The organism is Marivita sp., assembly GCF_020055675.1.
Classification (GTDB): domain Bacteria; phylum Pseudomonadota; class Alphaproteobacteria; order Rhodobacterales; family Rhodobacteraceae; genus Marivita.
The window spans coordinates 43632-56060 of sequence record NZ_JAIPUS010000023.1; the positions used below are offsets into that span (position 1 = coordinate 43632).

A 12429-nucleotide genomic window follows, 5' to 3' on the forward strand; every position below is an offset into this window, starting at 1 on the left:
GAATTGAATGTTTTCCAATAACACGTCTTGTCCTTACACGGGACGGCGCATCATTTCCGTCGCAAATGTTCATCCAGTCGCGGTAAAATCTCGACAAAGTTACAAGGCCGGTGCCGATAATCCAATTGAAGCCTCAGGATCTCGTCCCACGCATCCTTGCAGGCTCCCGGACTGCCGGGCAGGGCAAAGAGGTAAGTGCCGTTGCACACACCCCCGGTTGCCCGGCTCTGGACCGCGCTGGTGCCGATCTTCTGGAACGACACCATGGTGAACACCGTGCCGAACGCGTCGATCTCCTTGTCATAGACATCCCTGTGCGCCTCGACCGTGACATCCCGCCCGGTCAGGCCGGTGCCACCTGTCGAGATCACGACATCGATATCCGGCTGATCGCACCAGGCGCGCAGCTGCTCTGCGATCTGGTCGCGTTCATCCGCTACGATCTTGCGATCCGCCAAGATGTGCCCGGCGCCGTCTATCCGTCCCACAAGCGTGTCTCCGGATCGGTCCTGGTCCAGCGACCGGGTGTCACTGACCGTCAGAACGGCGATGCGGATCGGCAGGAAGTCCTTGCTGTCATCGATACGGGTCATGGCTCAGGCTTTCATGTCCAGGCGCGCGCGCAGGTTCAGAAGATCGGCCCAGGCGTCGCGCTTGGCCGCCGGATTGCGCAACAGGTAGGCGGGGTGAAACATCGGCAGAACGGGCAGGCCCTCGGCTTCGGCCCAGGCGCCACGCAGCCGCGTGATGCCGCGCTTGCCCAGCAGCGCCTGGCAGGGGACGTTGCCCATCAAGACCAGGACATCCGGGTTGGCAAGCGCGATGTGCCGTTTCAAAAACGGCAGCATCATTGCCATTTCATCGGGTTTCGGATCGCGGTTCTGCGGCGGCCGCCAGGGCAGGACGTTGGTGATATAGACCGACTGCGCCCCTGCGCGGTCCCGGCCCAGTTCGATCGCCGCCAGCATCCGGTCCAGCAATTGCCCCGCACGGCCGACGAAGGGCTTGCCCATCCGGTCCTCGTCGCGCCCCGGCGCTTCGCCCACGATCATCACCCGTGCGCCCGCAACCCCGTCGCAAAAGACAAGGTTGCGCGCGCCTTTGCGCAATTCGCAATGCGGGTAATCCGCCATCACGGCCTGCAACCGGGCCAGATCCTGCGCCCCTTGCGCCAAGGTCTCGGCCTCGGTCACCGGGTCGAAGGCCGATGCGGCAGACACCGGCTGTACGGCGGCCTGCGCGCCCTGGGCCACCCCGGCCTTGGGCGGCGGGGCAATCTGTTCAAAACGGTTGATGGGTGTGTCCGAGATCGTCTCGGTCACACCCATTTCAAGCTGCCAGTCCAGCGCGGCGCGGGCCGCGTGCCAGTCGATCTGCGAATCCATGTCCGCAACCTACCCCGCGACCCAAGCCGACAAAAGCACCGATCACGTCCCGTCGCCGGGCACCCGTGCATTACAGCGGCGGGAACTGTCCGGGATAGCGTTTCCAGTTCGGCAGGACGACCGGATGCGCTGCCCCTGTCGGCGCGCCGCGGCGTATCTCCGGCGCATGCGCCTGTGGCGCGCTCCCGCGCGCCCCGCGCATGCAGCCCTGTTCGGCCATCGCCTTGCTGAGCGCGTCGTAATGCCCGCGCGCCGTGGCCAGTTGCGACGACATATCGACACTGATCGGCAGGGCAAAGATCGCGGGCCAGAAGATCAACGAATAGCTGAAGAAAACCGTGTCCGATTGTGCCGCCATGCGTTGCTCTTGCGTCACGTCCTTGACGTATCCCGCCAGCATCACGCGTTCGTCATACAACTCTTGGCAAGTCGCACCGCGATACACGATGCTCGGAATATAGGTTGCCGGCACACGCTGCGCTTGTTCTGCACAGCCACTCAGAAAGAGCCCGCCTCCCAACAGAAGGGCGGCAAAAAAGCTTTTGAATTTCATTATTTCCCCACAGATGTATTGGGACCAGCCGTAAATAGACACCGGCAACGCGTCAACCATAAGGCGAAGTCTTTTTTATTAAACCCCCAACATATAGTGGCCCGGCCAATTCACGCCGCCGCAATCCCGCGTCTTGCTGGACCTGTCCACGCTGCCTATAAGCATCGCAAACAGGGGGCTTTTCAGACGATGTCATTCTCACACCGCCATCTTCTCGGAATAGAAGCCTTGCGCCCGGACGAGATTTCAACCCTGCTCGACCTGTCCGACACCTATGCCGAACGAAACCGCACGCGCACATCCTGCACGGAGGTGTTGGCCGGCATGACGCAGATCAACATGTTCTTCGAAAGCTCGACCCGCACGCTGGCCAGCTTCGAACTGGCGGGCAAGCGGCTCGGGGCGGGCGTGATGAACATGGCGATGCAGGCGTCCTCGCTGAAAAAGGGGGAAACCCTGATCGACACCGCGCTGACGTTGAACGCGATGCGGCCCGATCTTCTGGTCGTGCGGCACCCCCATTCCGGGGCGGTCGACCTGCTGAGCCAGAAGGTCGATTGCGCTGTTCTGAATGCGGGGGACGGGCGGCACGAACATCCGACGCAGGCGCTGCTTGATGCGCTGACGATCCGCCGCGCCAAAGGGCGGCTGCACAGGCTGTCCATCGCGATTTGCGGAGATATCGCACATAGCCGCGTCGCCCGGTCGAACATCATGCTTCTGGGCAAGATGGAAAACCGCGTGCGCCTTGTCGGTCCGCAGACGCTCATGCCGTCCGGGATCGAAGACTTCGGTGTCGAGGTGTTCGAAGACATGCGTGAAGGGCTGCGCGATGTGGACGTGGTGATGATGCTGCGGCTTCAGAAAGAACGCATGGATGGCGGTTTCATTCCGTCTGAACGCGAATACTACCACCGCTACGGGCTCGATGCCGAAAAGCTGGGCTATGCCAGGGACGATGCCATCGTCATGCATCCCGGCCCGATGAACCGCGGCGTCGAGATTGACGGCACGCTGGCCGACGACATCAACCGGTCGGTGATTCAAGAACAGGTGGAAATGGGCGTCGCCGTGCGTATGGCGGCGATGGACCTACTGGCGCAATCGCTCAGGGTCCGGCGCGCGGCGCAGGACGTAAGCGTGATGGCATGAGAACCTCCATGCACATCAAAGGCAGCGAACGCGGCGTGGTGCGGGTGTTTCACATCGACCTGCCCCGCGAAGCGATGGAACGCTTCACCACCCAGGCCGGGACCGGCGAATGGCCCCTGCAATACGCGCTTGGCGCAACCTCCCTCCGCGCCGCCTTTGTCGATGTGATCGACATCCGCGACCTGGGAGAGATGCCGCTGTCGCAATACCTTGCCACGGCGCATGACATCACCGGTTCGGAGTTCGAAAAGATGCGCGCCCAGCTCGACGCGCTCACCGGTTTTGCCCTTGTCCTGCCCTCTCAGGCCTTCAACCAGACGGAACAGGATCTGACCATCTCCAGTCCGCTGCGCTGGATGGGGACCTTCAACGAACCGCAAGCTGCGACCATCGCGGCCCCGATCCACACCGAATCGGCCAAGGGCGTGGGTGGCGGAGCCTCCGCCCCGGCGCCGGGAACGAACACCTCGGTGGTGATTTTGGTGCTTGTGCTCTTTGGTCTCGTCGCAGGTGGCATCATCCTTGCCAAGGTCCTGCTCAACTGAACCGTATTGCCAAAGGCCCGTATGACTGAATTCAAACCCGACAGGTCCACCTATATCCGCGCGCATGCCGTCATGGCCGCCATTGCGATGGCCGCCGGCATGGCCATTCTCTGGCTGCTGGGCAATCCGCATGTCTGGACAGGGGCCGTGGGCGGCCTCTTTGCCGTGGGGCTGCGCGGCTGGTACATGCTGGACGAGGTGATGGAAGAAAGCTGGACCCTCTCCGGCCAAAGCCTCAAGGGCCCCTACGAACGCAAGGCGCGGCTGGACGATATCGTCAAGCTGCGCATCATCGCGGGGTCGGTCCAGGTGATCACCCGCAATGGCGACAAGCACCTGATCAAGTACCAACCCGATCCGCAGGCGGTCCTGAACCGGATCGACGCGGCCCGGCAAAACAAGGCGGCCTGACCCATGACCCTGCTTCTGACCAATGCCCGCCTTGTCGATCCCGAAACCGGGACCGTCGCCCCCGGCGCGCTGCTGTTGCGCAACGGCGTGATCGCCGAACGGTTCGACACTCCCACACCCGACATCGGCACCGACCACGTGCCGCAGGACAACCGGCGCGACGCGCAGGGAAAATGCGTGGCGCCGGGCATCGTCGATATCGGCGTCAAGATCTGCGAACCCGGCGAGCGCCACAAGGAAAGCTATGGCTCTGCCGGTCTGGCCGCGGCGGCAGGCGGGGTGACCACCATCGTGACCCGCCCCGACACGGCCCCGGCCATCGACACACCCGAATCCCTGGAATTCATCCGCCGCCGCGCCAACGAGGCGGCTCCGGTGCATGTCCTGCCAATGGCCGCCCTGACCAAGGGCCGCGAAGGCCGCGAGATGACAGAGATCGGGTTTCTCATGGATGCAGGCGCCGTCGCCTTCACCGATTGCGACAGCGTCGTGCGCGACACCAAGGTTCTGTCGCGCGCCATGACATATGCCCGCGCCCTGGGCGCATTGATCGTCGGCCATCCGCAGGAACCCAACCTCTCGGCAGGCGCCGCCACCACGTCCGGCAAGTTTGCGTCGCTGCGCGGCTTGCCAGCGGTGTCGCCCATGGCAGAACGCATGGGGATCGACCGGGACATCGCGCTGATCGAGATGACAGGCGTGCGCTATCATGCCGACCAGATCACCACGACCCGCGCCCTGCCCGCGCTGGAACGGGCCAAGCGGAACGGCTTCGACGTGACGGCGGGTGTCTCCATGCACCATCTCACGCTCAACGAATATGACGTCGCGGACTACCGCACCTTCTTCAAGGTGAAACCACCCCTGCGGGCCGAGGATGACAGGCACGCGGTGGTCGAAGCCGTCAAATCCGGGCTGATCGACGTCATCGGATCGTTCCACACCCCGCAAGACGAGGAAAGCAAGCGCCTGCCCTTCGAGGAAGCCGCCAGCGGCGCGGTGGGGCTGGAAACCCTGCTGCCGGTGCTGATGCGCCTTTATCATTCCGGCGATCTCGATCTGCCGACGCTCTTTCGCGCCTTGTCGCTGAATCCGGCGCGGCGGCTTGGCCTTGAGTGTGGTCGCCTGGCCAAGGGCGCGCCCGCCGATCTGGTGCTGTTCGATCCGGATAAACCGCTTGTTCTCGACCGGTTCAAGCTTCTTTCCAAATCCAAGAACACCCCCTTTGATGGCGCCCGCTTGCAGGGTAAGGTTCTCGAAACTTTCGTCAGTGGAACCTCAGTCTACCGGAGTCCGTAATGCCTGTATCCGAGTCGAGCCTGCTGATCCTTTTGCTTTGGGCCATCATCGGCTACGCGCTCGGCGCCATCCCCTTCGGATTGATCCTGACCAGGGCATTCGGCCTCGGCAATCTGCGCGAAATCGGATCGGGCAATATCGGCGCGACCAATGTGCTGCGCACCGGAAACAAACCCGCCGCCGCCGCCACCCTGGTGCTCGATGCGGCCAAGGGCGTGGCGGCCGTTCTGCTGGCCCGCGCGTTGGCCGGTGAAGATGCAGCACAGGTCGCGGCCCTTGCGGCGTTCCTGGGCCATTGCTTCCCGGTCTGGCTGGGCTTCAAGGGGGGCAAGGGTGTCGCCACCTTCCTTGGTCTGCTGCTGGGGCTGGCCTGGCCTGTCGGTGTTCTGGCCTGTGCCATCTGGCTGGCCACCGCCGCGATCAGCCGGATTTCCAGCCTGTCGGCGCTTGTCGCGGCCGCCTGGTCACCGCTGATGTGCCTGCTGGTCGGACAGGGCCAGATTTTCCTGCTGACCCTGCTTTTGACGAGCCTGATAATCTGGCGGCACCGGACAAATCTTGCCCGCCTGAAAGACGGCCAGGAACCCCGGATCGGCGGGTCGAGGGGATAACCCGCGCGCCCTGGCGACAGGGCACGTCGCTTTATCAAGGACGCAGGCCCTGTATCATGCCCCTGGCGCGGGGGGGCGTTGCGAAATCGGGTCGCCTTATTCCGCCGCCGCGCGCTTGGGCAAAACCCAGTCGGGGCGCGGGAAATGGCAGGTATACCCCTGGGGGAACCGTTCGAGGTAATCCTGATGCTCGGGTTCCGCTTCCCAGAACTCACCCACGGGCGCCACCTCTGTCACCACCTTGCCGGGCCACAGACCGCTCGCGTTGACATCGGCAATCGTCTCCTCGGCCACCGCCTTTTGCTCCGCATCCACGTAATAGATTGCCGAGCGATAGCTCATCCCCACATCGTTGCCCTGCCGGTTCAGCGTGGTCGGATCGTGGATCTGGAAAAACAGCTCGAGAATCCGGCGATACGAAATCACCTCCGGATCAAACAGGATCTCGATCCCCTCGGCATGTGTTCCGTGGTTGCGATAGGTCGCGTTCGGCACATCACCGCCGGTGTACCCAACGCGGGTTTTCTCTACTCCGGGCAGTTTGCGGATCAGATCCTGCATCCCCCAGAAACAGCCGCCTGCCAAAACAGCGCGTTCAGTCATGCCATATCCTCCACTTGGCTCAGGTAAGCGCCATAACCTTCGGCCTCCATGTCGTCCCGATGAATGAAGCGAAGGCTGGCGGAATTGATGCAATAACGCAAACCACCCCTGTCTTGCGGACCATCGGGGAAAACATGCCCCAGATGACTGTCACCATGGGTCGAGCGCACCTCGGTGCGGATCATCCCGTGGGTGGTGTCGCGCAGTTCGGTCACATGCACCGGTGCGATCGGCTTGGTAAAGCTTGGCCAGCCGCACCCGGATTCGAATTTGTCCGCGGATGCGAAAAGCGGCTCGCCGCTGACGATATCGACATAGATGCCGGGGGCCGTGTTATCGAGGTACTCCCCGGTACCCGGCCGTTCCGTTCCATTTTCCTGGGTAACGCGAAACTGCTCCGGACTGAGCGTCGCGATAACGTCAGGGTTCTTCTCATATTTGGCCATCCGCCGCCTCCTGTGCTGTCGCTTTCCCTATAAATGGCGCGCGCTGGCCAGAGTCCAACCCCTGTTGCACCCTTTTCAACCCGTCTCCGCCAGTTGCATCACGGCCCAGCGTGCCGCGTCCGCCACGGCCGCATCCGGATCGTCCACAAGGTCCTGCGCCACCGCCCGGAGCCGGGCGGCCCCCGAATTGCCAATGGCATAAAGCACGTTGCGCACGAACCGGTCGCGCCCGATCCGCTTGATCGGAGAGCCGGAAAACCGTGCCCGGAACGCCGCATCGTCCAACCGCGCCAGTTCGGCCAGCGCCGGTGCCCGCAGGTCGTCGCGGGCATGGTACCGCGCCTCCGCCGCGCGGCTGGCAAACTTGTTCCAAGGACAGACCGCCAGGCAATCGTCACAGCCATAGATGCGATTGCCCATCAGGGGGCGCAATTCTTCATCCACCGGCCCGCGATGTTCGATCGTCAGATAGGAAATGCAGCGCCGCGCATCGAGCTGGTACGGCGCGGGAAAGGCATCTGTCGGACAGATATCAAGACAGGCGCGGCAAGACCCGCAATGGTCCGTCTCCGCCGCATCCGGGCGCAGATCCAGCGTCGTGAACACCGAACCGATGAAAAACCACGACCCCAGGTCGCGCGACACGAGGTTCGTGTGCTTGCCCTGCCATCCCAGACCGGCCGCCTGCCCCAGGGCCTTCTCCGGCACCGGCGCAGTATCGACAAAGACCTTCACCTCACCGCCGGCCTGATCAATCAGCCAGCGCGCCAGCCGCTTGAGCCGCTTCTTGACGATGTCATGGTAATCCCGGTTCTGCGCATAGACCGAAACGGCCGCCCGTTCGCGCATCTCCAAAACCTCCAGCGGGTCTTGGTCCGCGCCGTAATTCTCGGCCAGCAGGATCACAGACCGCGCTTCGGGCCACAGCACCTGCGGCGCGCCGCGCCAATGCGCCCGATCCGCGAGCCAGCCCATCTGGCCGTGATATCCGGCATCGAGAAAGGCTTGCAACCGCGCCGGCACCTCGGGCACATCCCAGGGCCGACAGATGCGACAGGCTGAAAACCCCTCTGCCACGGCCTGCGCCTTCACCCGGCCCGTCAGTTCCATCGCGGACTTCCTCTTCTTCTCTTTGCAAATATGCCGGGGGGTTTGGGGGGCTGGCCCCCCAAGGCCGGAGTGTTGAGACGAAGACTCCGGGCCGCCTCAGAAATCCAGATCGGCATAATGCGGCGGTTGCGGAAAGCCCGGCACCTGGTCGGCAAGAATCGACCGGAACGCCGGGCGCGACTTGATCTTGGCGTACCAGTCCTTGACCGCCTCGCTGCGATTCCAGTCCACGTCCCGGATATAGTCGAGCGACGACAAATGCGCGGCCGCCGCAAAATCGGCCAGGGTCATGGTATCACCGGCCAGCCAGCGCCGGTGATCGAGCAGCCAGGCCATGTAATCGAGGTGGTACTTGATCGCCTTCGACCCCGCCTTCACGTTGCTGCTGTCCGGAAAACCCTGCTTGGTGACCTTCTTGTTGACCCGCTCGTACAAGAGTTTCGACGTCACCTCGTTGTGGAACTTGTCATCGAACCAGCCCACCAGGCGCCGCACCTCGTAGCGCGCGTCCGCGGACCGCGGCATGAGCGGCGGTTCGGGATATTTTTCCTCGATATATTCGCAGATCGCGGCACTTTCGGCCATCGTGCGCCCGTCGAGCCTGAGAACCGGCACCTTCGCAGCCGGGTTGCGGCGCAGGAAATCAGGGTCCTTTTCCCAGTAACGTTCCTCGATCAGCTCACACTCGATTTTCTTTTCCGCAAGGCTCAGACGCACCTTGCGGCAGAACGGCGACAAAGGAACATGATATAGCTTGGCCATGCGGTCGAGGTCCAAAAAAGGGTGGATCAGTGCCCCCTCATTGCCGCGAAGCGGTCCGCAATACAATGGCCCCCCGGGTCATAAATGCGGCGCGGGCGGAATTCGTCTCACAGCCTGTCGCCGTCAGCCCCCGAAACAGGCCGCGCGCCCATCCTGCCGGATCGTCTCGGCCCCGGCCCGGATCTGCCGCGCCCGGCGTTCGACGAAATTGCTGGGCCGCGAGGCCGACCGCGTCTTGGGGGACGGCAACACCGCCGCCAGCCGCGCCGCCTGCGACGCGCTCAGATCGGCCGCATCAACCCCGAAATAATGCCGCGCCGCGGCTTGAACACCGAAAACACCTTCGTCGAATTCCGCCACATTGAGGTAAATCTCTAGGATTCGCTGCTTTGACCAGGCCGCCTCGGTCACCGGGGTCAGCACCGCCTCCATCCCCTTGCGCAGCCACGACCTGTCCTGCCAGAGGAACACGTTCTTCACCACTTGCTGCGAGATCGTGGAGGCCCCCCGCGCACCGCCCGCTTCGATCGCGGCCTGGATCGCATCGACATCAAAGCCCCAATGCAGGCAGAAATTCGCATCTTCCGCCGCGACGGCGGAGCGCATCATCACCGGTGCAATCGCCTCCGGATCGGCCCAGACCTGGGTCACTGAACTGCCCAGCCGGCGCCCTTCCGACCACATCGTGTGCGTCGTCGGGGGGGTCACGATCCCGAAAAGCCCCACGATCAACAGCGCCAGCACAACAAGCCCCAGCGCGGTGCGAAAACTCCACCGGACCAGCCAGCGATAGGGCGCAAGCACCCTGTCCACCACAGAGGGCGCCTTGGAGGTGCGCGCACGCTTGGCCTTTGGCGTGGTCAGCCTGGGGCCCTGCTGCGACGTCGATTTCGGTTTTTCGCCTGCCATCTCGTGCAGCCTATGCGCAACAGCCATCGGTGAAAACATCCCCCCGGACGTTTGGGTCGCCCTGCGTATGACGCCGGATTCCGGTCTTGTCACGGCACAGCCAAGGCAAAAGCATGAATACGTTTACGTTCCCGTGATTTTCGTCGAGAACCCCGACATGATGATCCTGATCCTCTATGGCGGCTTCTACATCTTCGGCCTCGTGATCGGCCATGTGACATCCTTGGCGCAGAAAGCCGCGGTGTTGGGCGGGGCAAGCATTCTTGCCGCCGCCCTGGCCAGTTTCACGCTCTGGATACTGTCGCGTACCGGTCATATCGACATCTGGATGACCGTCGCCATGGTCGGATCCATCACCCTGCCCGCCGCGATGCTCGGCCTCGGCCTGATGCTCGGCGCGTGGTTCCGCCTCGCCCGGAACCGCCTCCTGGCCGCCGCCACCATCGCCGCACCGCTCCTGGCCCTTGTCGCAACCTACCTCTCCTAGTGCCATACGCGCACAGACGCCTGCAACCATAGGACGAACGGCCTTGCATAGAACCTCGGAGCACAGCCAAGCCCCCATGACGCCGGCAAGATCACATTAACTGCAACGGAACAGTCGCCGGGGTTCAGCCCCGAGCAGCCCCTCCTGCAAGGCGCAACACGAAGCAGGGCATCGACAGACGGGGCGGGAAGCGGCCGTTCGCTGCGGACAGGACGAACGGCGGCGATGCGCAGCGAGTGGGGTTTGCAAAGTTAAGGTCGTGAAATATGATAGACCGGTACTGACCTGCCCTTATCTGCCGTTCTCAGGATCCGCGGTACTGGCTCGCGGCTGCATAAAATTGAACTTGAGCTCAACGGGTAGTACTCAAAACTCGTGAATTATGCCGATTATCACGGCTCTAAATTAAGGTTCAGTCCAATAAGCTAGAACGATTTTCAGAATGATTGTGCGGCTTATTCCTATCAGCTTGCTTTCTCCAGCGGTATAAAAATCTATCGGATCTTTAAATAGTAATATCTATGCCTACTACGATGCTTACCTGGAGATCTGTCGATGACCCCCTTTGTCTTTAAGCCTTCGAGGACTATTTTAGTTTCTCTCCAATCTTTAGCTATTACAAGACCGGCATCTGTGACATTCACCGAATTATTATCCACGAGATAGTTAACGATCATCTTCTCGCTTTCGTTGAGAGTGTCGTATTCCTCTGGAGCGATGGCCGCTGCTGCTTCGCTGCGAACAAACTGTTTTCGATGCTGCACGTCGTTCTCTAGCGAAACCGTAACGGAGAAAGTTCCACTCTGACGTTGCACGAAATGCGGATCAGGGAGGTTTGCCTGTCGCATTCCTGCCCTCATCCGCCGTGTTCCCTCAAAAGCGCACTGAACGTAGTCAAAGTAAAATAACCCCCACATGAGGTGAGGATTGCGGGGGTTGTGAGCGTCGTAGACCGTTTCTTCAGTCGTCGGCGGCATGAAAGACCCAGGAGACTCGACCACCATCTTGTCTTCGAACATCTTCACGTAGATGTTCATTTGCCGGAGATTGTAGCTACGATGGACGACCGCATTTACGATGCCCTCAAGCCAAACTTCCTTCGGGTACTCGGGTTTTGTGATGAACTTCCCGTCCGGGCCGAGTCGAGTGAAGTTGCGGACCTGCGTCTCTATGTATAACTCCGCGTCCTGAATTTGACGAGCAATCGGCCCCTCAAAAATCCTGTCGGCAACTGAGTTCAAGCGCGTACCAAATTGTTCCCGTGTGCCGTCATAGCGCATCACCCGTATGAAGGCCCCCGGGACGACAGCTCTGGGGTCTTTGGCAAAGAGCATCGCGCAAGCAAGGTTGGGTTGGAACCCGTACTTAGCGTCCGTCCCAAGCTTTGATAGCTTTAAGATGTCTTCGATAGTGTATCGATTATCGAGCTGACGTTTTCGAATGAACGCTTCTAGATATTCATTGAGAAGTCCCATATCAAAATCATCGGGAAAAGTCAGGTTGACAGGCTCAGACTCACAATCCAATTCGCCTCGATTTAGGCGAATTTCTCGTTTTTCTGCCTCAGTGAGTTTTCTTTTTTTATCGCCTTCCCTGATGAAGGCTGATCCATCCGTAATCTCTACTAGTTTGTCATCTCGATAGTGTACTCGTAAGAGAATTACATAGTCTTCGTTTTTATTATGGTTTTGCACCAACACGCGCTTAAACTCGATGCGGGCATCGGGGCAGAGTTCGCCAACGGTCTCCAAGTTCGTGAGGTGCTCATCTTCCGTCGACTTGCACCCAGTAATGCAGCCGTCGTCTTCGACACCGATCACGACGATGCCGCCCGCAGGCTGGGTATTTGCCCACATGCTGACATACTCCGACAAAGCCTTGCGCTGAACTTTCGCCCTTTTCCGCTCTAGACGGCTATCCTCGACGAATTCCTCAATCGTCGACTGATCGGCGTTGTCGTATATATCATCCGGGGTCCAAAGCTGTGGTAGGCTGGGAACCGGGGCGTTGAAGTTGAGTTCTAGCTGTTCTCCGGCCACGAGTGCGAGTTTCCTTGTCGACTAGTGATGACGCTGCCACCCGAGTGACGCGACTAGAGTAATTGGCTTAGGCTTAGATTGACAAGCCCAGCAATGACCTACTCGCTTAGGGGTGGT

Annotated in this window: 15 protein-coding genes; 6 read left to right on the forward strand and 9 right to left on the reverse strand. The window is 61.3% G+C overall.

Translation table 11 applies throughout. The features are described 5' to 3' along the window. Positions 1-50: 50 nt before the first annotated feature. From moaB to LCF59_RS13760, 3 genes are all read right to left on the reverse strand, one after another. On the reverse strand, positions 51-593 hold the full coding sequence (gene moaB, locus LCF59_RS13750; protein WP_292288183.1) for a molybdenum cofactor biosynthesis protein B: 543 nt from the start codon (positions 591-593) through the stop codon (positions 51-53). A 3-nt stretch (positions 594-596) separates the two neighbouring features. Continuing rightward, positions 597-1385 (reverse strand): uracil-DNA glycosylase, encoded by a 789-nt coding sequence (locus tag LCF59_RS13755; RefSeq protein WP_292288184.1) that lies wholly within the window; start codon positions 1383-1385, stop codon positions 597-599. Positions 1386-1455: 70 nt separating this feature from the next. Beyond that, positions 1456-1938 carry a hypothetical protein gene (locus tag LCF59_RS13760; RefSeq protein WP_292288185.1) on the reverse strand — a complete coding sequence of 161 codons (483 nt, stop codon included), beginning with the start codon at positions 1936-1938 and terminating at the stop codon, positions 1456-1458. Between the two features lie 189 nt (positions 1939-2127). Between LCF59_RS13760 and LCF59_RS13765 the strand changes: the two genes are divergently transcribed. Genes LCF59_RS13765 through plsY form a run of 5 tightly spaced genes read left to right on the forward strand, consistent with a single transcriptional unit; the run spans position 2128 to position 5956 of the window. Then, positions 2128-3090, forward strand: a complete 963-nt coding sequence (locus LCF59_RS13765; protein ID WP_292288186.1) for an aspartate carbamoyltransferase catalytic subunit — start codon at positions 2128-2130, stop codon at positions 3088-3090. Between the two features lie 8 nt (positions 3091-3098). Then, positions 3099-3635: an aspartate carbamoyltransferase catalytic subunit gene (locus LCF59_RS13770; protein ID WP_292288187.1), complete on the forward strand. Its 537-nt coding sequence runs from the start codon at positions 3099-3101 to the stop codon at positions 3633-3635. Between the two features lie 21 nt (positions 3636-3656). Next, positions 3657-4046 (forward strand): hypothetical protein, encoded by a 390-nt coding sequence (locus LCF59_RS13775; protein ID WP_292288188.1) that lies wholly within the window; start codon positions 3657-3659, stop codon positions 4044-4046. Positions 4047-4049: 3 nt separating this feature from the next. Next, positions 4050-5345, forward strand: a complete 1296-nt coding sequence (gene pyrC / locus LCF59_RS13780) for a dihydroorotase (RefSeq protein ID WP_292288189.1) — start codon at positions 4050-4052, stop codon at positions 5343-5345. Beyond that, positions 5345-5956 (forward strand): glycerol-3-phosphate 1-O-acyltransferase PlsY, encoded by a 612-nt coding sequence (gene plsY / locus LCF59_RS13785; protein WP_292288190.1) that lies wholly within the window; start codon positions 5345-5347, stop codon positions 5954-5956. The genes pyrC and plsY overlap by 1 nt, the downstream gene beginning before the upstream one ends. Positions 5957-6052: 96 nt before the next feature. On the opposite strand, the gene msrA is transcribed toward plsY, so the two are convergent. The 5 genes from msrA to mtgA all read right to left on the reverse strand — a co-directional run bounded on the left by msrA (position 6053) and on the right by mtgA (position 9813). Then, the gene (gene msrA, locus LCF59_RS13790) at positions 6053-6559 is read right to left on the reverse strand and encodes a peptide-methionine (S)-S-oxide reductase MsrA (RefSeq protein ID WP_292288191.1); all 507 of its coding nucleotides are present in this window, start codon (positions 6557-6559) and stop codon (positions 6053-6055) included. Further along, on the reverse strand, positions 6556-7005 hold the full coding sequence (gene msrB, locus LCF59_RS13795) for a peptide-methionine (R)-S-oxide reductase MsrB (RefSeq protein WP_292288192.1): 450 nt from the start codon (positions 7003-7005) through the stop codon (positions 6556-6558). The genes msrA and msrB overlap by 4 nt, the downstream gene beginning before the upstream one ends. 75 nt (positions 7006-7080) lie before the next feature. Continuing rightward, a complete protein-coding gene (gene queG / locus LCF59_RS13800; protein ID WP_292288193.1) occupies positions 7081-8115 on the reverse strand; it encodes a tRNA epoxyqueuosine(34) reductase QueG in 1035 nt (344 codons plus the stop codon). Between the two features lie 96 nt (positions 8116-8211). After that, complete coding sequence (locus LCF59_RS13805; protein ID WP_292288194.1) at positions 8212-8877, reverse strand: glutathione S-transferase family protein; 666 nt, start codon at positions 8875-8877, stop codon at positions 8212-8214. A 123-nt stretch (positions 8878-9000) separates the two neighbouring features. After that, entirely contained in the window at positions 9001-9813 is an 813-nt protein-coding gene (gene mtgA, locus LCF59_RS13810) for a monofunctional biosynthetic peptidoglycan transglycosylase (protein WP_292288195.1), read from the reverse strand. Positions 9814-9853: 40 nt separating this feature from the next. On the opposite strand from mtgA, the gene LCF59_RS13815 reads away from it, so the two are divergent. After that, positions 9854-10273, forward strand: coding sequence for a hypothetical protein (locus tag LCF59_RS13815; RefSeq protein ID WP_292288196.1), 420 nt, complete (start codon positions 9854-9856; stop codon positions 10271-10273). A gap of 494 nt (positions 10274-10767) precedes the next feature. On the opposite strand, the gene LCF59_RS13820 is transcribed toward LCF59_RS13815, so the two are convergent. Next, the gene (locus LCF59_RS13820; RefSeq protein ID WP_292288197.1) at positions 10768-12312 is read right to left on the reverse strand and encodes an ATP-binding protein; all 1545 of its coding nucleotides are present in this window, start codon (positions 12310-12312) and stop codon (positions 10768-10770) included. Positions 12313-12429: the final 117 nt, after the last annotated feature.

Excerpts from the sequence above, each read along its gene's own strand:
- moaB (WP_292288183.1), bottom strand. The coding sequence starts at position 593 with ATGACCCGTATCGATGACAGCAAGGACTTCCTGCCGATCCGCATCGCC.
- LCF59_RS13755 (WP_292288184.1), bottom strand. The coding sequence starts at position 1,385 with ATGGATTCGCAGATCGACTGGCACGCGGCCCGCGCCGCGCTGGACTGG.
- LCF59_RS13760 (WP_292288185.1), bottom strand. The coding sequence starts at position 1,938 with ATGAAATTCAAAAGCTTTTTTGCCGCCCTTCTGTTGGGAGGCGGGCTC.
- LCF59_RS13765 (WP_292288186.1), top strand. The coding sequence starts at position 2,128 with ATGTCATTCTCACACCGCCATCTTCTCGGAATAGAAGCCTTGCGCCCG.
- LCF59_RS13770 (WP_292288187.1), top strand. The coding sequence starts at position 3,099 with ATGCACATCAAAGGCAGCGAACGCGGCGTGGTGCGGGTGTTTCACATC.
- LCF59_RS13775 (WP_292288188.1), top strand. The coding sequence starts at position 3,657 with ATGACTGAATTCAAACCCGACAGGTCCACCTATATCCGCGCGCATGCC.
- pyrC (WP_292288189.1), top strand. The coding sequence starts at position 4,050 with ATGACCCTGCTTCTGACCAATGCCCGCCTTGTCGATCCCGAAACCGGG.
- plsY (WP_292288190.1), top strand. The coding sequence starts at position 5,345 with ATGCCTGTATCCGAGTCGAGCCTGCTGATCCTTTTGCTTTGGGCCATC.
- msrA (WP_292288191.1), bottom strand. The coding sequence starts at position 6,559 with ATGACTGAACGCGCTGTTTTGGCAGGCGGCTGTTTCTGGGGGATGCAG.
- msrB (WP_292288192.1), bottom strand. The coding sequence starts at position 7,005 with ATGGCCAAATATGAGAAGAACCCTGACGTTATCGCGACGCTCAGTCCG.
- queG (WP_292288193.1), bottom strand. The coding sequence starts at position 8,115 with ATGGAACTGACGGGCCGGGTGAAGGCGCAGGCCGTGGCAGAGGGGTTT.
- LCF59_RS13805 (WP_292288194.1), bottom strand. The coding sequence starts at position 8,877 with ATGGCCAAGCTATATCATGTTCCTTTGTCGCCGTTCTGCCGCAAGGTG.
- mtgA (WP_292288195.1), bottom strand. The coding sequence starts at position 9,813 with ATGGCTGTTGCGCATAGGCTGCACGAGATGGCAGGCGAAAAACCGAAA.
- LCF59_RS13815 (WP_292288196.1), top strand. The coding sequence starts at position 9,854 with ATGACGCCGGATTCCGGTCTTGTCACGGCACAGCCAAGGCAAAAGCAT.